The 19553-nt window shown below is 63.8% G+C and carries 20 protein-coding genes; 13 read left to right on the top strand and 7 right to left on the bottom strand.

What is annotated here, in order from left to right; genetic code table 11:
- Positions 1-36 precede the first annotated feature (36 nt).
- The gene (locus THI_RS12875) at positions 37-1068 is read right to left on the bottom strand and encodes a CDP-6-deoxy-delta-3,4-glucoseen reductase (protein WP_013106694.1); all 1032 of its coding nucleotides are present in this window, start codon (positions 1066-1068) and stop codon (positions 37-39) included.
- A gap of 24 nt (positions 1069-1092) precedes the next feature.
- Between THI_RS12875 and THI_RS12870 the strand changes: the two genes are divergently transcribed.
- Positions 1093-2019 carry an SDR family oxidoreductase gene (locus THI_RS12870; protein WP_013106693.1) on the top strand — a complete coding sequence of 309 codons (927 nt, stop codon included), beginning with the start codon at positions 1093-1095 and terminating at the stop codon, positions 2017-2019.
- 44 nt (positions 2020-2063) lie between these two features.
- Here the strand turns inward: THI_RS12870 and THI_RS12865 are convergent, their stop codons facing one another.
- A complete protein-coding gene (locus THI_RS12865) occupies positions 2064-5093 on the bottom strand; it encodes an Rne/Rng family ribonuclease (protein ID WP_013106692.1) in 3030 nt (1009 codons plus the stop codon).
- Between the two features lie 753 nt (positions 5094-5846).
- Here THI_RS12865 and THI_RS12860 point away from each other — a divergent pair.
- Both THI_RS12860 and THI_RS12855 read left to right on the top strand, forming a co-directional pair.
- A complete protein-coding gene (locus THI_RS12860) occupies positions 5847-6836 on the top strand; it encodes an RluA family pseudouridine synthase (RefSeq protein WP_013106691.1) in 990 nt (329 codons plus the stop codon).
- Between the two features lie 23 nt (positions 6837-6859).
- On the top strand, positions 6860-7519 hold the full coding sequence (locus THI_RS12855; protein WP_013106690.1) for an HAD-IA family hydrolase: 660 nt from the start codon (positions 6860-6862) through the stop codon (positions 7517-7519).
- A gap of 37 nt (positions 7520-7556) precedes the next feature.
- Here the strand turns inward: THI_RS12855 and THI_RS12850 are convergent, their stop codons facing one another.
- The gene (locus THI_RS12850) at positions 7557-8309 is read right to left on the bottom strand and encodes a hypothetical protein (protein WP_013106689.1); all 753 of its coding nucleotides are present in this window, start codon (positions 8307-8309) and stop codon (positions 7557-7559) included.
- A gap of 127 nt (positions 8310-8436) precedes the next feature.
- Between THI_RS12850 and THI_RS12845 the strand changes: the two genes are divergently transcribed.
- Both THI_RS12845 and THI_RS12840 read left to right on the top strand, forming a co-directional pair.
- On the top strand, positions 8437-9291 hold the full coding sequence (locus THI_RS12845; protein ID WP_013106688.1) for a DUF6502 family protein: 855 nt from the start codon (positions 8437-8439) through the stop codon (positions 9289-9291).
- Complete coding sequence (locus THI_RS12840; protein ID WP_013106687.1) at positions 9288-10724, top strand: DUF5666 domain-containing protein; 1437 nt, start codon at positions 9288-9290, stop codon at positions 10722-10724. Before THI_RS12845 ends, THI_RS12840 begins: the two co-directional genes overlap by 4 nt.
- A gap of 54 nt (positions 10725-10778) precedes the next feature.
- Here THI_RS12840 and THI_RS12835 read toward each other — a convergent pair whose 3' ends face one another.
- A complete protein-coding gene (locus THI_RS12835; RefSeq protein ID WP_013106686.1) occupies positions 10779-11558 on the bottom strand; it encodes a hypothetical protein in 780 nt (259 codons plus the stop codon).
- A gap of 236 nt (positions 11559-11794) precedes the next feature.
- Here THI_RS12835 and THI_RS12830 point away from each other — a divergent pair, with 236 nt between their 5' ends.
- Positions 11795-12778, top strand: coding sequence for a S49 family peptidase (locus THI_RS12830; protein WP_013106685.1), 984 nt, complete (start codon positions 11795-11797; stop codon positions 12776-12778).
- Here the strand turns inward: THI_RS12830 and THI_RS12825 are convergent.
- From THI_RS12825 to THI_RS12815, 3 genes are read right to left on the bottom strand one after another with little or no spacing between them, the layout of a single operon-like run.
- Entirely contained in the window at positions 12752-13384 is a 633-nt protein-coding gene (locus THI_RS12825; RefSeq protein WP_013106684.1) for a Maf family protein, read from the bottom strand. The two genes, THI_RS12830 and THI_RS12825, sit on opposite strands and share 27 nt — an antisense overlap.
- Positions 13384-13809 carry a DUF6691 family protein gene (locus THI_RS12820; protein ID WP_041609016.1) on the bottom strand — a complete coding sequence of 142 codons (426 nt, stop codon included), beginning with the start codon at positions 13807-13809 and terminating at the stop codon, positions 13384-13386. The genes THI_RS12825 and THI_RS12820 overlap by 1 nt, the downstream gene beginning before the upstream one ends.
- Entirely contained in the window at positions 13782-14288 is a 507-nt protein-coding gene (locus THI_RS12815) for a YeeE/YedE family protein (RefSeq protein ID WP_013106682.1), read from the bottom strand. The genes THI_RS12820 and THI_RS12815 overlap by 28 nt, the downstream gene beginning before the upstream one ends.
- Positions 14289-14450: 162 nt before the next feature.
- Between THI_RS12815 and THI_RS12810 the strand changes: the two genes are divergently transcribed.
- The 7 genes from THI_RS12810 to acpP all read left to right on the top strand — a co-directional run bounded on the left by THI_RS12810 (position 14451) and on the right by acpP (position 19489).
- A complete protein-coding gene (locus THI_RS12810; RefSeq protein WP_013106681.1) occupies positions 14451-14993 on the top strand; it encodes a YceD family protein in 543 nt (180 codons plus the stop codon).
- A 62-nt stretch (positions 14994-15055) separates the two neighbouring features.
- Entirely contained in the window at positions 15056-15238 is a 183-nt protein-coding gene (gene rpmF / locus THI_RS12805) for a 50S ribosomal protein L32 (protein WP_013106680.1), read from the top strand.
- A 99-nt stretch (positions 15239-15337) separates the two neighbouring features.
- Positions 15338-16393 carry a phosphate acyltransferase PlsX gene (gene plsX, locus THI_RS12800; protein WP_013106679.1) on the top strand — a complete coding sequence of 352 codons (1056 nt, stop codon included), beginning with the start codon at positions 15338-15340 and terminating at the stop codon, positions 16391-16393.
- 35 nt (positions 16394-16428) lie between these two features.
- Entirely contained in the window at positions 16429-17406 is a 978-nt protein-coding gene (locus THI_RS12795; protein WP_013106678.1) for a beta-ketoacyl-ACP synthase III, read from the top strand.
- Positions 17407-17436: 30 nt separating this feature from the next.
- Positions 17437-18372: an ACP S-malonyltransferase gene (gene fabD, locus THI_RS12790; RefSeq protein WP_013106677.1), complete on the top strand. Its 936-nt coding sequence runs from the start codon at positions 17437-17439 to the stop codon at positions 18370-18372.
- Entirely contained in the window at positions 18369-19139 is a 771-nt protein-coding gene (gene fabG, locus THI_RS12785; protein WP_013106676.1) for a 3-oxoacyl-ACP reductase FabG, read from the top strand. The genes fabD and fabG overlap by 4 nt, the downstream gene beginning before the upstream one ends.
- A 110-nt stretch (positions 19140-19249) precedes the next feature.
- On the top strand, positions 19250-19489 hold the full coding sequence (acpP, locus tag THI_RS12780; protein ID WP_013106675.1) for an acyl carrier protein: 240 nt from the start codon (positions 19250-19252) through the stop codon (positions 19487-19489).
- Positions 19490-19553 lie beyond the last annotated feature (64 nt).

The raw sequence follows: 19553 nt of genomic DNA, 5'->3' as shown, positions 1-19553 counted from the left end.
TATGCGGGCCTTTTTGTTTTCACGGTGTCTGGCGCTTCAGGCTTTCGCCCCTGCCTTGTCGGCCTCGGTGGTGAAGGCGTCGGCGAAGAAGGCGTCTTCGGGGAGCTTGCACTGCTGGGTGAAATCGCGCTGCGCGGCTTCGACCATGACGGGAGCGCCGCAGGCGTAAACCGCATGGCCGGAAAGGTCGGGCACATCGTCCATCACGGCCCGATGGACGAAACCCGTTCGCCCGCTCCAGTCGGCGTCAGGCTCGGAGAGCACAGGAATGAAGCGCAGATGCGGCATGGCGGCGCATTGTTGTACCGCCCAGTCGTGCAGGTAGAGGTCTTGCTGCTTGCGACCGCCCCAATACAGCGTGACCTCGCGCGGGTCGGCGTTGGTGCGCATCTGCTCGAGGATGGCCTTGATCGGTGCGAAACCTGTGCCGGAAGCCAAGAAGATCAAGGGCTTGTTTTCGGGGTCGTCGCGCAGGAAAAAACTACCGAACGGGCCTTCGATGCGCTGGATCTCTTTCTCTTTCATCGCGGTGAACACATGATCGGTGAACTTGCCGCCCGGCATGTGCCGCAGATGCAGTTCGACCTGCGGGGATTCGCTGGGCGCGCTGGCCATGGAATAGCTGCGCCGTGCGCCATCACGCAGCAGAAACTGGATGTATTGCCCGGCGCGATAGCGGAGCGGATCGGCCGCAGGCAGTTGCAACATCACCCGCACCACATCGGGGGCGAGATGCTCGATGCTGCTGACCCGGGCCGGCATTTTTTTCACCGCAAATTCGCCCGCGCCAACCACTTCGTGGCTTTCGATCACCACATCGGTGAGCGCCTTGGCGCGGCAGGCGAGAATGAAGCCCTGCGCCCGTTCGGCCTCGCTCAGCGCCTTGAGCTGGTGAACGCCCAGCTCGATCTCACCCTGGAGCAGCTTGCATTTGCAAGAGCCGCAGGCGCCGTCCTGGCAGCCGTAGGGCAGGCCGACCGATTGACGGATGGCGGCTGCGAGCAGGGTTTCTTCGGCCTCGGCGGCGTATTGGTGGCCGCTGGGCTGAACGGTGACTTGATGACTCATGTGAACAATGATTAGGTGTGAACTGTGAACGATCAATCTGGACGCGGCCGACCACGGCTGCTCATCGTAGGCTGTGGCGACATCGGCATGCGGGTGGCGGCCTTGGCGCGCGGGCGCTACCGGCTGCTGGCGCTGACTTCATCGCCCCAGCGGCTGGAGAGCTTGCGCTCCGCAGGCATCGTGCCCCTCGTCGGCAATCTCGATCAGCCGCAAACCCTGTGGCGGCTGGCCCAGCTTGCGCCCCAACGGGTGCTGATGCTGGCCCCGCCGGGCGATACGTCCGGCCCGCGCGATCAGCGCAGTCGCCACCTGATTTCCAGACTGAAACAGTCGGGCATGTTATCTGGCCCCGGGAAAAATACCTTGCGCGTGGTCTATGCCAGCACCTCGGGGGTGTACGGCGATTGCCAGGGCGAACTCGCGCCAGAGACGCGCCCGTGCCAACCGCAAACCGAACGCGCGCAACGCCGCTGCGATGCCGAGCGCCTCTGGCGCCGCGCCGGTGTGCAGCATCGCTGGCGCGTGGGCTTGCTGCGCATCCCCGGCATTTACGACGGTGGGTCGCGTTCGCCCAAGGGCCGACTGGAGCGCGGATTGCCGGTGCTGGCGCCTGCTGATGATGTTTACACCAACCACATTCACGCCGACGATCTGGCGCGGCTGTGTTTACTGGCGCTGGAGCGCGCCGCGCCGGGGCGGGTCTATAACGTCTGTGACGACAGCACGCTGCGCATGGGAGACTACTTCGATCTCGCCGCCGATCTCTATGGTTTGCCTCGGCCTGTGCGTGTAGCGCGTGACCAGGCACTAGCATCGGGCCTGAGCCCGATGATGCTCAGTTTCATGCGCGAATCGAGAAGACTGGACAACACGCGCATGAAAGCCGAACTCGGCGCTCGCCTGCGCTACCCCGAGGTGCTGCTAGGGTTGCGTTCAGGCGAGGTTCGATAAGCCGACCAATTTCGCCGACCGATCCCGCCGACCGATCCCGCCGATCAATGCGCCGGCGGATTGTTTTCCGGCAGTTGCAGCGTAGGCAGCGGGCGAGCGGTTTCCACCAGAATCAGCGGGCCATCGTCGAGCTTGGGCGCGGGCTTGCGTTCGCGCGGCACATGAATGGGCGCGGGTTGCGCGGCCAGTTCTTCCTGCACGCGGCGGATGGCGTCAGCATTGGACTGCACCCATTGCAGCCCGGCTGCTTGCGCCGTTGCTTGCAGAGCATCGACCGGCAGCACATAGGCGGCAGCGGCCTGTGCGGGTGCGGGCTCGGCTGCGGACGTCGTTGCCACAGTGGCTTTTTCAACCGCTGTGACGATCAGGGAGGACGACTCTGCTGCGGCGGGCGGGGAGTCGGGCGCGGCGAGCGGCGCTTCTTCGGAAGGCCGGGCAACGGGCCGAGGGGCAGGCTGAGCAGCCTCCAGGGCCAGGTCGGCCGGGGCGTCGATCCTGATGAGGATCAGCGGTGTCTGATCTTCCAGCGCGGGCGCGGCGGGGGCTTCGACGGCGCCCAAAGCCAGCGGCGCGGCCAGGGAGCCGAAGCTGCGACCCGCTGTTTCGTCCGCATCGGCATCGGTAACGGCTTCGTTCGCTTCGGCGCTCAGATTGCCGTTCTCGTCAGCGGCGGCGCCTTCGCGGCGTCCACCACGGCGGCCACGACCGCGGCGATTGCGCGATTTGCGCTCGGTCTGCGCTTCGTCACCCCTTCCTTCGGTCAGGGCTGGGGTTGCCTCGGTATCACCCTCGGCTTGGGTTTCAAGCGCCTGAGCATCGATCAGTTCGGCTTCGGGCGCCGCTTCAACGGGCTCACGACGCGGGCGGCGATTGCCGCCACGCCCGCTTCCGGATGCACGTTCGGAGGAGCGTTCGGCCGTATCCGTGGCCGATTCTTCGCCGGGTGCGCGGGTTTGCTCAGGTACGGCTTGCGCGCGCTCCTTGCGGGCCGCGGCCTCTTCTGGGTCGCGCTCGCGCTTGGGGCGCTCGCTGCGTTCGGCTTGGCTCTGTTGACCGCGGGGTGGCCGGTTGCGGGGGTTGGTGGTTTCTCCTGCTGCGGTTTCGGCGGCTTCGGCGGGTTGGGTGCCAACGGCCGGGTTGCCGCGCTGACGGTTTTCGCCCTGGCCTTCGCGCTGGCGGTCACGGCCGCCGCGACGGCGGTTGCCGTTTTGGCCGGAAGCCGTGCGTGCGCCGCGGCCGCCTTGCCCATCCGCCTTGGTCAGGGCCGGGGTGGCAGGCTGCGCCGCAACCGGCGGCTCTTGCACGGCAGCGGAGGGTTGTGGTTCGGCGGAGAACAGACGCTTGACCCAGCCAAACAAACCGCCGCCAGCCGTTGCGGCAGCAGCAGGCGCGGCGGCGGGGGTTGCAACCGCCGGGGCCGGTGCGGGGGCGGGAGCCTCGTCGGCAGCCGGGGCGGGCATGACCGGGGCCGGGCCTTCCGGGGTGATGCCGCGCACCAGGGCTTCCTGACGCGGGCGCTGTTCTTTTTCGCGACGTGTGATGGCCGTGTCTTCTTCGGCCTCGTCAGCCATTTTGTAGCTGGTGGGCAGATTGTCCAGGCGCGGATCGTCGTGCTTGAGGCGTTCGAGCTTGTAGTTGGGCGTGTCGAGGTGCTTGTTGGGGATCAGCAGCACCGACAGACGCTGGCGCAGTTCGATTTTGGTGATCTCGGCGCGCTTTTCGTTGAGCAGGAAGGAGGCGACTTCCACTGGCACTTGCACGTGCACGGCGGCCGTGCCTTCCTTCATGGCCTCTTCCTGGATGATGCGCAGGATTTGCAGGGCGCTCGATTCGGTATCGCGGATGTGGCCGGTGCCATTGCAGCGCGGGCAGGTCACGTAAGCGCCTTCCGACAGGGCGGGGCGCAGGCGTTGGCGCGAGAGTTCGAGCAGGCCGAACTTGGAAATCTTGCTCACCTGCACGCGGGCGCGGTCTTGGCGCATGGCGTCGCGCAGGCGGTCTTCGACCGCGCGCTGGTTGCGCGGCTCTTCCATGTCGATGAAGTCGACCACGATCAGGCCGCCAAGGTCGCGCAGCCGCATCTGGCGGGCGACTTCGTCGGCGGCTTCGAGGTTGGTGCGCAGAGCGGTGTCTTCGATGGCATTGCCGCGCGTGGAGCGTGCGGAGTTGACGTCCACCGCCACCAGCGCTTCGGTGTGGTCGATGACGATGGCGCCGCCGGCCGGCAGGTTGACCGTGCGCGAATAGGCGGTTTCGATCTGCTGCTCAATCTGAAAGCGCGAGAACAGCGGCAGATCGTCGCGGTAGCGCTTGACGCGGTCGACCGTGTCGGGCATGACGTGCAGCATGAACTGCCGTGCCTGCTCGAACACGTCTTCGGTGTCGATCAGAATTTCGCCGATGTCACTGGTGAAGTAGTCGCGGATGGCGCGGATGACCAGCGAAGATTCCTGATAGATCAGGAAGGCGCCCTTTTGCGTCTCCGAAGCGTCGCGCACGGCGCTCCAGAGTTTGAGCAGGTAATTCAAGTCCCATTGCAATTCTTCTGCGCTGCGGCCGATGCCTGCGGTGCGGGCGATCAGGCTCATGCCTTCGGGATGCTGGAGCTGGTCCATCGTCTCGCGCAATTCCTGGCGGTCTTCGCCTTCGATGCGACGGCTCACGCCACCGCCGCGCGGATTGTTGGGCATGAGTACCAGATAGCGCCCGGCCAGCGAGATGATGGTGGTCAGCGCCGCGCCCTTGTTGCCGCGCTCTTCTTTTTCCACCTGCACCAGCAGTTGCTGGCCTTCGGTGATCACGTCCTGAATGCGCGCCTGGGAGGGGGAAACGCCCTCCTTGAAGTACTGGCGCGAAATTTCCTTGAACGGCAGAAAGCCGTGGCGCTCTTCGCCGTAATCGACGAAACAGGCTTCGAGCGAGGGCTCGACGCGGGTGACGACGGCCTTGTAGATATTGCCCTTGCGCTGCTCGCGCCCGGCCTGTTCGATATCGATGTCGAGAAGTTTCTGTCCATCGACGATGGCCACGCGCAATTCTTCCGACTGCGTGGCGTTGAACAACATGCGTTTCATTTCAAGCTCCTGGCCACTTCATGCGGCCGATACAAAGCGGGCGCCAGGGCGCCCCCATGCGTTGATCTCCGGAGCTAAAACCAGGCCGGGTTCGCCGCTGATGTGCGGCACGCCCGGCGGGCAGAATCAGACAGGACTCATGCAAAAACCTCCACCAATCGGTCTGCCTCGGAGCGCGTGGTCTTCGCGATGCAGGGCGTTTGGCCCAGGCGTGGCGATGCGCAGGCTGTTGCAGCGATCAGGCGCAACAGCGGGGGAGCAGAGGGTTCGCGGCAGGTGAGCACAAGCAGATTTCGCCAACAACAAAAGCACGCAGCGCAGAATCAGTGCTGAGGGGCGGTCGAGGGCGAAGAGTCGATTCAAGGTTTCAGATCCAGGATGGCAAAGCCGGGCGGTCGTCGCAGGCGTCAAACGCATTTGCGCGACGGCATCACTCGGGCTTTGGGCCAACGCTCATTTCGGTGAAGTCTGTCCGATCTGCCCCGACCGGAATCGGTGGTGTGGCAAAACGAGCAGTGTGAAGCTGAACCTAGAATGCCTTTCCTGTCACGGCAGATTCGCCGGTTTCGCATGCACTCGTATCGGGTGATATCAGCAACCCGGGCACATGCAGTACCCGCACGAAAACCTGTCAGGAAGCAGTCTTTCCGCTTTTGGCACGTCGCGCAGGTGCATCATGTAAAACTGCACGCAACTTCGCGGAAATATTGCCAAAATTCGGTCTTCCAACTTCACAACTTCACGCTCGATTATATGCACACCGCGCCATCTCCCCAGGTTCGGCTCCTTCAGGTCGGCGATGCGGGCGAGGGGCAGCGGCTGGATAACTTTCTGGCGCGCCACCTCAAGGGCGTGCCGCGCAGCCATATTCATCGCATCGTGCGATCGGGCGAAGTGCGGGTCAATGGCGGTCGGGCCAGCGCAGATCAGAAACTGCAGTCGAGCGATCAGGTGCGGATTCCGCCGGTGCGGGTGGCGCAGCCCGACGCGCCGCGCGCGGCGCCTGCGCTGCAGTTTCCCGTGGTGTTTGAAGATGATTTTCTGCTGGCGATCAACAAACCCGAAGGCGTGGCGGTGCATGGCGGATCGGGGGTTAGCTTCGGCGTGATCGAGGCTTTGCGCGCGGCGCGGCCCACGGCGAAGTTTCTCGAACTGGTGCACCGGCTCGACCGCGACACCTCGGGTCTGCTGCTTATCGCCAAGAAGCGCAGCGCGTTGACCACGCTGCACGCGGCGCTGCGCGAACGTCACGCCGACAAACGCTACCTCGCGCTGGTTGCCGGGCTCTGGACGCGTGGGGCGGTGATGATCGAGGCGCCGCTGCATAAATACCTGCTCGCCAATGGCGAACGGCGCGTGCGGGTGGACGTGCAGCAGGGGCAAGAGTCGCGTACTCAGTTTCGTTCCCAAGAGCAATTTGCGCTGCCGGGCCTGGGGCCTTGGGGCGGCTTGAGCCTGATGCAGGCGCGGTTGCTGACGGGACGCACCCATCAGATCCGGGTGCATCTGGCGCACTGCGGCCATCCCATCGTCGGCGACGATAAATATGGGGATGACAGCCTCAACGCCCTGCTGGCGCGGGGCCAGGCGGGCGTGCCGCCCTTCCGGCGCATGTTTTTGCACGCCGAGTCGCTGGCGATTGCGCACCCGGCAAGCGGCGAGCGGCTGGAACTGCGCGCGCCCTTGCCCGAAAACTGCGCGCAGTGGCTTCATCATTTGCGGGCACAATGCGCGCAGTCCTGACTTCCTGAACCCTTGCCCGCACCATGCACCGACAGAACTATGACCTGATTGTGTTCGACTGGGACGGCACGCTGATGGATTCCACCGCGGCCATCACCGGGGCGATCCAGCAGGCTTGCAAGGATCTGGGGCTGACGGTTCCCAGTCGCGAGGCGGCGTCGTATGTCATCGGCCTCGGGCTGGAGGATGCCCTGCGGCACGCCGCACCCGAGTTGCCGCATGCCGACTATCCCAAACTGGCTGCGGCCTATCGCAAGCATTACTTCGCGCTCGATGGCGAACTGGTGCTGTTCGACGGGGTGCTGGATTTGCTGCATGAACTCAAATCGGCCGGCTACAACCTTGCGGTGGCGACCGGAAAGTCTCGCATCGGTCTGACGCGGGCGATGGACCGGCCCGAACTGCGCGGCTTGTTCGACGCCACCCGCACCGCTGATGAAACCTTTTCCAAGCCGCACCCGGCGATGCTGCACGAAATCATGGCCGAACTTGCCAGCCCGCCGCAGCGCACCGTGATGGTGGGCGACACCACGCACGATCTGCAAATGGCGCTCAACGCCGAATGCGATGCCATCGGCGTGAGCTACGGCGCGCACGATGTGGCGCGTCTGGAGTCGCTGTCCCCCGCTGGGCTGGTGCATTCCGTCGCGGAACTGCAGGAATTTCTCGCCCAGCACGGGTAAGCGCGGCAGTCAGCCACTCGCTGACTGCCGCCGCGTCTTACATCTGCGGACGCATCAAGTTCGGGATGTTGATGGCCGGGGAATTCACTACCGGCACATTGACCGTGGGAGTCTGCACCACCGGAACATTCACACTCGGAGTTGTCACTACCGGCACGTTGACCGAGGGCGTTGCCACCGCGGGGATGTTGATTTGCGGCGTTGTCACCGCGGGCACGTTGATCGACGGCGTGTTGACCGAAGGCACATTGACCGCTGGGCTATTGATCACGGGAATGGTGACCGCAGGCGAGGCAACGGCAGGCGCATTGGGGGTTTGCACTGAAGGAGTTTGCACCGAGGGTGCCTGCGTGGTGACTTGCGCCCCTGCGCGCGCGCCTAGCCCTTGGCCAACGCCCGCGTCCCCTGTGCGCAGCGTGGGAGCGGCTGCTCCGGCGGCGCCCGTCTGACCTTGCGTAGCGGAACGTGTTTGCACCGTATTGCGATGCTGCGCTTCGGTGCGATTTTGCGCCCCGGTTTGGCCGGATGTATTGCGCACCGATTCGCCGCTTGATGTGCGGGTGTGGTTCTGGGTCGTGGTGCGGGTTTCAGCACGGGTGTTTGCCAAAGTGGCGGTCTCGGAGCGAGTGGCGGGCTTGGCCTGTTGATCGGCCGTGCGCGTCGAGGTCGTCGCCGAGAGTTGACCGTCCTGAACGGCATTCACGGCGGTTTGGGCATAAGCGAGACCGATGGAGAGCGAAGCGGCTGCAACAGCGGCGGACAGAACGGCGAGGGTACGGGTCTTGGACATGATGTTCTCCTGAAAGAAGGAAGGATGATTCACGCAGTGTGGCAAATATTCCCACTGAAGCGCTTGTGTTTATAATAGTGGCAAAATTTCCCACGTCAAGCCGAATCGCTTCGTTTATCCTTTTGCCATGTCCGCCGCCCTCAAATCTGCCGCCCTGTCCATCTTGCGGCCCTTCGTGCGCTATCTCATTACGCAGGGCTGGACTTATGGCGCTCTGGCCGAGTTGCTCAAATTTGTCTATGTGGGCGAAGTCATCGCGCTCGATCAGCGCGACGGCAAACCCGTACCGACCGATAGCCGTGTGAGTCTGCTCAGCGGCATCCACCGCAAGGAAGTCCGGCGTCTGCGAGAAGAATTGCAGAGCGGATCGGGTGAGATTGCCCTGCGGCATGGCGCCAATATGTCGGCGCAGGTGGTGGCGGCCTGGGTGGCTTGCGAGGCGTATCGCGACCCGCAAGGTGAACCGCTTGCCCTGCCGCTGCGCGCTGCGGGCGCCGCGGCCAGTTTTGAAAATCTGGTGCGGCTGGTGAAGGCCGACATGCGGCCGCGTACCGTGCTGGATGAACTGCTGCGCGCTGGCGTGGTGGAGCAGCAGGATGACATGGTGAGGCTGGCGCGCGGCGGCTACGTCTCCGATCTGCCCGAGGACAGGCTGGCTTTCATGGGGGCGCATATCGGCGACCATCTGCGGGCCACGGTTCACAACCTGGAAGGTCGCACGCCGACTTATCTGGAGCAATCGGTCTATTTCGACGATCTGCCGCCCATCGTGCCGGGCGAGATGCGCGACGATCTGCGTCAGCTCGGTGAACAGGTTTTGCAGGAGGCCTACCAGCGCATCGTGCGTGCGGAAAAGACGGCTCAATCCGCGCAAGCTGACGATCTCGGTGCGCCGCAAACCAGCAAGAAGCGCCTGCGCCTCGGTGTCTATTACTACGAAGACGATATGCCCGCTTCGAACTCAGCCGGGGAGCAGCCGTGAAAGCCACGTTGAAAGCCGTCGTTCGTGCCTGGCTCCCGGGGCTGCGCTTCGTGGGCGTGGCCTGCTTAGGGTTGATGCTGGGTCTGGTGGGCTCGATTGCGGCCACGCCAGGCGGGATCGGCGGTACGGGTATCGACCCCGGCGGCATCGGCGGCACCGGCATCAGCCCTGGTGGAATCGGCGGGACGGGAATCGTGGCCATCGGCCCGGTTCAGCGTTTCGGCAGCATTTTCGTCAACGGCGGCGAATATGAACTGCCCGCGCAGACACGCTATCGCGCGGATGGTCAGCCCGCGTCCGAGAACAGCCTGCATTTGGGCGATCTGGTGCGCGTCCATGCTGTAGAGCAGGGCGGGCGGCTGGATGCGCTGGCGGTGGACATCAGCTATGCGGTGATCGGTCGCGTATCGCAGATCGATCAATCTCAGGGGCGACTGGTGGTGCTGGGCCAGACCGTGCAAATCCTGCCCGGCACTTTGTTGCGCACCGCTGAAGATCAGCCTTTGCCGCTATCACGCCTGAAGGTGGGCGACGAGGTGCGCATCAGCGCGCTCGATCAAGGCGCGGGGCATTGGCAGGCGATGCGGCTGACTCAGCTCTCGGTTCAGCCCGCGGGACACGGTTCGCCGTTCTTGCTGCGCGGCAAAATCGAGGCGACCAGCGCTCAACCGCAGCGGGTCAAGATCAATGGCGTCTGGCTGTCTGTGCGCAGCGGGGCGGCGCAAACCGGGCTGACGGTCGGCGCCGAGGTCGTGGCGCGCGGCAGTCAGCAGAGCCAAGGAAATGTGATCGATTCTCTTCAGGCGATAGCGCCCTTGGCCGCGCCCATCGGCACGCGTGTGGCGATGGTGGGTTTTTTGCAGGCCGGGTCGCAGGGCAGGCCAGGCTGGGAATTGCAAGGCTTTCAGATCAGGGGCGCCGACGCGCTGATGCAGGCGCAACTGCAGTCCGCCGCTCGGTCGCAGGCCGCGCCGGTGTTCATCGCCGGCACCTTGACAGCAGCGCAGACGGTGGCGGTCGAGCGCGTGATCCCGAACGTGAACGCCCTGCAATTTGCGCTGCCGCCCCTGGCCGGTGGGCAGACGCCTCCTGCAAAAGCGGGCGATAAGGGCTCGGTGACCGGCGCGACACCCCAGTTCATATCGAACGGTGCGGGGCTGAACCTGTCGAGCCCGGCCTTCGTTGCGCCGACAGTGCCTACGGTGATCCAGCCGGGGTTCACCGCACCCTCGATTCCCGCGGCGCCCGCCGTGCCGCAGGTGCCGCAAATGCCCGCCGTCAACATGCTCACCGTGGCGCCCCCCGTGGTCGCACCGCCGCAAGTGCCCGTCGTTGTGACGCCGACAGTGGCCCCGCCGGTTGTGAACACACCCAGCGTGACGACGCCCGCCTTGCCCAGCGGACTGCAGATTCCCGCTGTGCCGCGTCCATGAAAAAGGCCAGCTTGCGCTGGCCTTTTTTATCAGAGGGCGAGGTGAGAACGGAGGTCAGAACACGATCTGGCCGCCTATGCCGACGCCAAAATTGGCGCTGCCGTTGCTCAGGCCCTTGTCCACATAGACCTGGAACCCGCTGCCATTTGGGGTGAGGTTGTAATTCCACGCCGCAATCAGATCTGAGGGGGCGGACGCCCCGGCCACCATCGACTGCTGACCGGCGTACATCAAGGTGAAAATATGCTGCTGGCTGGCCGCATAGCTGGCGCCAAACTGATAGATGGCGATGTTGCGCAGATTCTGTCCGGCCGGGTTGCCCACGAAACGGTAGCCCAGATTGGCAAACGGAAACCAGCTTTTGCCCACGATCTGCTGCAGATCCACCCCCAACTCGTAGTCGTTCTTGCCCGTGCCCAGACCGTTATCGGACGAAGCGGTGCCGAATTTGACTTTGGCGTAGGGCGTGATGGAGGGCGTGAGACCGCCGCCCTGGAAAATTTTGTAATGCCCAGCCAGCCACACGTCGCCCAGACCGCTGGCGGAACGGGTTTGCGTGGAACCGGAGCCGCCCACAACCGTGTTGCCGACGATGGTGGAGCCGACAGGCAGGCCGCTTTGAGAGACGTAGGGCACCGTGAGTTTGACGCGCCAGTTGCTGTCGCCGTACTGAATGTCGGTGGCGTCGTAGCGGATGTTGATGTTGTTGTTGGTGCCGAATTTGCCCTGGAAAAAGGACAGCGTGTTGCCGACCGTGAGTGCGGGTTCGGCTTGTGCGGTGCAAACACCCCCCAGAGCAAGCAGGGTGGCGATGAGGGTGGGACGAAGGGCCATATTGGATCTCGCGCGAGGTGGACTGAGGGAAATGGAACAGCCAGGAAAGGCCGATATGTTGAGACGTGGGAAAGTGTCACACAAAACTCAAACTTGATCCTTGTCGAATCGCAAACCGGCGTGCCGAGACCCGTCCGGCACGTCGGCGCGAGACGTGCGTGCAAGTGCGCCTGCGCGTCAATGAAGCGCTGGTATTCTGGCGACCCGTCCCGTTTTTCATTCTCCGAGCCCGAAACATGAGCGCATCCCCCCCAGATCTTCCCGCGCAACGTTCTGAGTCGTCCGCTCAACCCGGTGCGTGGGAGCGGCAGGTGCTGGAAAAACTGGTGCTCGAGGTCGTGAACGAAAAACGACGGGCGCGGCGCTGGTCGATTTTTTTCCGCTTCGTCCTGCTCGGCATCGTGGCGCTGATCTTTTTCGGCGGCATGATCACCGAGTTCGGTAGCCGCACCGCCACCGGGCCGCATACTGCGCTGATCGAGCTCAACGGCGAGATCTCCATCGGCTCGCAGGCCAGTGCCGACAATATCAATGCGGCCTTGCAGGATGCGTTTTCCAGCCCCGACACGCGCGGCGTCATCCTGCGCATCAACAGCCCGGGCGGCAGCCCGGTGCAGGCGAGCCAGATTTTTGCCGAGATCGAGCGGCTTCGCGCCAAATACAACAAGCCGGTGTACGCCGTCTGCGAAGAGGTGTGCGCCTCCGGGGCGTACTACGTGGCGGCGGCGGCAAATGACATCTATGTGAATCCGGCCAGTCTGGTGGGCTCCATCGGCGTGTTGATGGACGGTTTCGGCTTTTCCGGCCTGATGGACAAGCTCGGCGTAACCCGTCGCTTGCTCACCGCGGGCGCCAACAAGGGGTTCATGGATCCCTTCACACCCATGCCCGAGAACCAGAAAACCTACGCCCTGGGCATGCTGGAACAGATTCACAAACAGTTCATCGCAGCGGTGGAAAAAGGTCGCGGCGTACGATTGAAAGTGAATGACGAGACCTTCTCCGGCCTGGTGTGGACGGGCGAGTCGGCCGTGAAACAAGGACTGGCCGACGGCTACGGCGATGTCGACCAGATCGCGCGCGACAAGATCAAAGCGCCGGAAATTGTCGATTACACCGTGCAGGAAAATGTGGCCGAGCGTCTGGCCAAGCGTTTTGGCGCCTCGCTGGGCATGGGCGCGGTGCGCGAACTCTCAAACCTGGGCTGGTCTTTGCGCTGAGTCAGGACAGGCTCGCGCCAGCACGTCGAAACCGCTCAGGCGCAGCATGTCGCACAGGTCGATCAGGGGCAGTCCGATCAAGGCGGTCGGATCGTCGCTGCACATGTGCTTGAGCAGCGCAGGGCCGAGCGATTCCGAGCGGGCGCTGCCCGCGCAGTCGTAGGGCGCGTCCAGCGTCAGATAGGTTTCGATTTCCGCCGGGCTCAGCGTACGGAATCGTACTTCGGTGGGGCAGTTGCGCACTTGTACGCCGCCGTCTGGGCCGATGACGCAAACCGCGGTGTGGAACACGGCGTCACGCCCGCTGAGTCGCTGCAACTGAGCGACCGCAGCCGCATGGGAGCCGGGTTTGCCGAGCGCTTCGCCCCCCAACATGCACACCTGATCGGAACCGATCACCCAGCAGCCTGGTGCAGTACGCGCCACCGCGGCGGCCTTTTCAGCCGCCAGCCGCAGCGCCAGATCGAGCGCGGACTCATGGACTCTGCGGGTTTCGTCCACCTCGGGTGCGCGGCTTGAAAAAGGCACGCGCAGGCGTTGGAGCAACTCAGCGCGATAGCGCGAGGTCGACGCGAGAACCAGAACGGGATCAGCCGGCCCCGTCATCAATGCTTGCCGAAAAACCGGCCATGCAGCCATGCGCCAATGAGTATGCCCGCGATGCTCAGCAGCAACGGCCAGTTGCCCACCCCCAGACCAGCAATGGCCGGGCCCGGACACACGCCGCTCAGCCCCCAGCCCACGCCAAATATCGCGGCGCCGATGAGGGTGCGCGCGTCCAGATGCGAGGGGTGTTTGCCGAACACCACGCCAAAGACCGGCCGCTTCATCAGTCGGGGCAGCAGGTGGTAGGCGATGAAGGTCACGCCGGCAGCGCCTCCCATCACCAGCAGCAGACCGAGATTCTTGAGCAGCAGAAACTGCAGAATGGCCTCGGGTTTGACCATGGTGGACAGCGCCAGCCCGAAGCCGAACAAGGCCCCGGCGAACAAGGCCGAAAGCATCACTGCGAAAGGAGGAACACGTTGCATTTCAGAACCCTCCCAAGGCGCGAACCACATGGGCCGTGATGACGGCGGTACACAGGAAAATGATCACCGCGAGAATGGAAGGCAACTGCCCAGACCCGACGCCGCAGATGCCGTGTCCCGAGGTGCAGCCCCCCCCCCATGCGGGCGCCAAACCCGCCGACGATGCCGCCGAGGAACAACTGCCACAGCGGCACTTGGGTCACGAAGCCTTCGCCATGCCCGAGGGTGTAGGTGAACACCACTGCACCGACGATCAGACCCAGGCCGTACATCAAGCGCCAGTTACGGGTCGTAATGAATTTTTCGTGTTGAAAAAACGGATGACGCGACACCAGCGACCAAACTGCGGTGTAAGCGGTACTGACGCCGCCGATCAGGCCAGTCAGCCAGAACAGTACGCTGACGCCCAGTCCGATGAAAATGCCGCCATAAAGAAAAGGCTCCCAACCCAGGGGGAACCACTGCGCAATACTGTTCATCAGTCTCATCCTATTTTGGTGGGTCGAAGTGATGTGGATCACTTTTTTTGCATACTCGGTAGTGTAGGAGAGGGACTGCGCACTGTCTCGGCGAGATGTTGCAGCCGGTAAACTCAGGTGATGTCCCAACACCACTCCACAACCCCTCCTGACTCCGGGTCGATGCCGCCCCGTGCGCTGACCTTGTTCGACTTCGCCCGTTCCGGCGGAGAACTGCACGGCCGGGTGTCGTTGCCTGAACTGCACCGCCTGAGCGAATTGTTGTCGAGCACGCAAGGGCCTCCCGTGCAATGGGCGCTACAGGGTTTTCAGCGCGAACGGATCGGCATGCGTCCGCAGGCCATGGTGACTTTGCAAGTGCGTGGGGCGCTTCCTCTGATCTGCCAGCGCTGTCTGCAGGCCATGCAATATGCGGTTGACGAAACCGTCGATTTTCGATTGGTGGCCGAAGAGCCGGAACTGACTCAGGCCGAAATCGAGGCCGAAGACGAGGCGCTGCCTGCGGTCCATCCCGTGGACGTTCTGACCCTCATCGAGGACCAACTCATCCTCGCCCTGCCCATCGTGCCCATGCACGACGTCTGCCCGCAGCGTGATGCGCCCGAGCCAACGCCTTCACGTACCGATGAGGCGCCTGCCGAGGACCGTCAGCACCCCTTCGCCAATCTGCGCGATCTGCTCGGCGACGCAAAAAAGAAACGCTAGTGCGCTATGTCGCGGGGCAACGCCATCGCATATAATGATCAGCTTTTTCAAAGGGGATTGCCATGGCCGTCCAGCAAAACAAGAAATCACCTTCGAAGCGCGGCATGCACCGTGCCCACCAGTTTTTGAGCGCGCCGCCGCTGGCGGTTGAGCCGACCACGGGCGAAACGCATCTGCGCCACCACATCAGCCCGAACGGTTTTTACCGTGGGCGCAAAGTGGTCAAGACCAAATCTGACGAGTAAACGCTTGCCTTTGCGCACCCTGCGTCGCCTGCAAATGTGGGGCGATAGTTTGTCATGCGTGCCTGCGAAGGGGCCTTCGATGCTGGCGCCCGCTGTGTCATGAGTTCCACTCTGGCCGTCGATTTGATGGGCGGAGACCATGGTCCGAGAGTGACCCTGCCAGCCTGCGTGCAATTTTTGCAGGCGCATCCGGACAGTCGGCTGATTCTGGTCGGCCAGGCTGAGGCCGTCATGCCGCTGCTGGAGTCGTTGCGCTTGAAGAACGATGCGCGGATCGAATTCGTCGCGGCGAGTGAGGTGGTGACTTCCGACGACCCGGTCGAGGTTGCTCTGCGCCGCAAGCGCGATTCGTCCATGCGCCGCGCCATCGAGCAGGTGCGGGACGGTCGTGCGCAGGCCTGCGTATCAGCTGGCAATACCGGCGCCTTGATGGCGCTTGCGCGCTATTTGCTCAAGACCCTGCTCGACATTGAACGACCCGCCATAGCGACCTATTTGCCCAACCAGAAGGGAGAGGGAACGCTGATGCTCGATCTGGGCGCCAACGTCGATTGCGAGCCTTTGCACCTGCTGCAGTTCGCCGTCATGGGTACGGCGTATGCGGCGGCCGGTGGGCATGCGCAGCCGACGGTTGGGCTGCTCAATATCGGCGAAGAGGTGATCAAGGGCAACGACACCATCAAGCGGGCGGCCGAATTGCTGCGCGAAGCCGATGCGCTCGGGCGTCTGCGGTTTTACGGTAACGTCGAGGGCAACGATATCTTCAAGGGCACGACTGATATCGTCGTGTGCGACGGTTTTGTCGGCAATGTCGCGCTCAAGACCTCCGAAGGTCTGGCGCAAATGCTCTCTGGCATGATCCGCGAAGAGTTCACCCGCACGCCGCTGAGCAAGTTGATGGCGCTGTTCGCCATGCCAGTGCTCAAACGCTTCCGCAAGCGCGTCGATCACCGCCGTTACAACGGTGCGGCCCTGCTGGGTCTGCGCGGCCTGGTCGTCAAAAGCCACGGCTCGGCGGATGCCTTTGGCTTCGAGCAGGCGCTGCTGCGCGCGCATGAAGCGGTGCAGGGCGACGTGGTGCGCCATACCGAACGAATTCTCGAAGTGATGCACGAGTCATCACCCGCCGGGGCCGCGCTCGCTCCGGCGAGTTGAGTCACCCCGCTGCACCTCTCTGAACGATCTGTTCCATGTCCTCCTATTCCCGTATTTCCGGCACCGGCAGCGCACTGCCCCCCCGCAAAGTCAGCAACGAGGAACTGGCGGCCGATTTGGCCCAGCGCGGCGTCGAAACCAGTGATGCGTGGATCGTGGCGCGCACCGGCATCCGTTTTCGTCACTTCGCTGAAGAAGGCACGACCAGTGTCGATCTGGGCGAACAAGCGGCCCGTCGCGCCCTCGAATCGGCCGGACTGCACGCCCATGACATTGGCCTGATCATCGTGGCCACGTCCACGCCGGACATGATTTTTCCTTCCAACGCGGCGCTCATCCAGGGCCGTCTTGGCGCCGCTGGAGGCGCGGCCTTCGACGTGCAGGCGGTATGCGCTGGGTTCGTCTACGCCCTGGCCGTGGCCGATCAGTTCGTGCGCAGTGGCATGACGCGGCATGCCCTGGTCATCGGCGCCGAGGTGTTTTCGCAGATTCTCGACTTCAATGACCGCACCACCTGCGTGCTGTTTGGCGATGGCGCTGGCGCCGTGGTGCTCAGTGCCAGCGAAACGCCGGGGGTGCTGGCCAGCGCGCTGCATGCGGACGGCCGGCAATCGTCCATCCTGTGCACTCCGGGGCGCGTGTCGAGCGGCCAGGTTGCGGGCAGTCCTTTCCTGAAAATGGATGGACAGGCGGTATTCAAGCAAGCCGTCCACGTGCTCGAAGACGTGGCCCGCGAGGCGCTGGACAAGGCCGACCGCCTGCCCGCCGATGTGGACTGGATGGTGCCGCATCAGGCCAATATCCGCATCATGACGCATACCGCCAAGAAACTCGGCATTCCGCTCGACAAAATCGTCGTGACGGTCGATCAGCACGGCAACACCTCGGCCGCTTCGATTCCGCTGGCGCTCGATGTCGCCGTGCGCAGCGGGCAGATTCAGCGCGGCGACACCTTGCTGTTCGAAGCCGTCGGCGGCGGCTTGACCTGGGGCGCTGCGGTCGTCGATTACTGAGTCTTGCAGACGTTCAACTCCTGTACCACCATGACATTTGCGTTCGTTTTCCCCGGACAAGGTTCACAGTCCGTCGGCATGCTCGATAAAGTGGCCGATCATCCTGCCGTGCGCGCCACCCTGCAGGAGGCCAGCGCGGCCCTGTCACAGGATGTGGGCGCTCTGATCGCGCAGGGCCCGGCCGAGCAACTCAATCTGACAACCAACACCCAGCCCGTCATGCTCACTGCGGGCGTGGCGCTTTATCGCCTTTGGCTGGCCGAGGGCGGGCGCAAACCCGACTTTGTCGCCGGGCATAGCCTGGGCGAATACACCGCGCTGGTCGCGGCCGAAAGCCTCACGCTGACCGATGCCTTGCCCTTGGTGCGTTTTCGCGCCCAGGCCATGCAGGACGCGGTTCCCGTCGGCGCCGGCGGTATGGCGGCCGTGCTGGGTCTGGACGATGCCGCCGTGCGTGCCGGCTGTGCCCAGGCTGCGCAGGAGACCGGTGAGGCGGTGGAAGCGGTCAACTTCAATTCTCCGGGCCAGGTGGTGATCGCCGGGACGCAAGCCGCTGTGGCGCGCGCCTGCGAAGTGTTGAAAGCGGCGGGGGCCAAGCGCGCCTTGCCGCTGGCGGTTTCAGCGCCGTTTCACAGCAGTCTGCTGCGGGGCGCGGCCGACCAGTTGCGCGCCTATCTGCAAGGGGTGCCGATCAAGCCGCCGCAGATCACGCTGATCAATAATGTGGACGTGGCGCATCCAACCGATCCCGATCAAATCCGCGACGCACTGGCGCGTCAGGCGTGTCATGCCGTGCGCTGGGTCGAGTGCGTGCAGGCCATCGCGAAGGCGGGCTGCACGACGCTGGTCGAATGTGGCCCGGGTAAAGTGCTGCATGGCCTGACCCGCCGGATCGATCCCGCCCTGCAGTCATTTGCCCTGGACGATCTGTCCGCGATTCCTTCCCTTCAAACCGCCCTGGCATGAGCAATACCTCCCCTGACACTTCCACCGCCCAAGCACTTGCCGGTCAGATCGCCCTGGTCACGGGTGCATCGCGCGGCATTGGCGCGGCCATTGCGGCAGATCTGGCCACCGCGGGGGCTCGCGTCATCGGCACGGCGACCTCGGAGTCCGGCGCAAACGCCATTACCGAGGCCCTGCGGGCCTTCGGCGGGCGAGGGGCTGTGCTCGATGTGAACGACGCCGAGGCGGGCGCTCGTCTGGTCGACGAGATCGTCAAAGCCGAAGGCGGGCTGCAGATCCTGGTGAACAATGCCGGCATCACTCGCGACATGCTGGCCATGCGCATGAGCGACGCCGACTGGGACGCCGTGATTTCGACCAATCTGAGCAGTGTGTTCCGTATGTCGCGCGCCGTGATGCGCCCCATGATGAAGCAGCGTTACGGCCGCATCGTCAACATCACCTCGGTCGTCGGCGCGTCGGGCAATCCGGGTCAGGCCAATTACGCGGCGGCCAAGGCCGGCGTGGCGGGCATGACCCGAGCGCTGGCGCAAGAGCTAGGCAGCCGCAATATCACGGTCAATTGCGTGGCGCCGGGGTTCATCGATACCGACATGACCCGGGCGCTGACCGAGGCGCAGACCCAGCCGATGCTGGCGCGCATTCCCCTGGGCCGTCTGGGCAAGCCTGAAGAGATCGCGCATGCGGTGTCTTTTCTGGCCTCGCCCTTGGCGGCCTACATCACCGGCGCCGTTCTGCATGTGAACGGCGGCATGTACATGCAATAACACCTGCCGAAACGCGCGACGTTGTCGCCGGGCGGGGTTATGCTCTCGGCCTGTCGCCAAGTCAGCTTCGGCGCTTGCTAAAATTTTTCATATTTCCACTGGAGGTTTCAATGAGTGACATCGAACAGCGCGTCAAGAAAATCATCGCCGAGCAACTGGGCGTTGCCGAAGACCAGGTGACCAACGAAAAATCCTTCGTGGATGATCTGGGCGCCGATTCTCTGGACACGGTCGAACTGGTCATGGCGCTGGAAGACGAATTCCACATCGAGATTCCCGACGAAGACGCCGAGAAGATCACCACCGTGCAACTGGCGGTTGACTACGCCAAGGCGCACTACAAGGCCTGATGACGGGTTCCATTGCAGCGCCGATTTGTTTGATCGGCCATGCACCTTGAGCGACCTTGTTTTG

Source organism: Thiomonas arsenitoxydans, from assembly GCF_000253115.1.
Classification (GTDB): domain Bacteria; phylum Pseudomonadota; class Gammaproteobacteria; order Burkholderiales; family Burkholderiaceae_C; genus Thiomonas; species Thiomonas arsenitoxydans.
The sequence above is the reverse complement of the archived record's forward strand: the minus strand, read 5'-3'. Positions and strand labels throughout refer to the sequence as shown.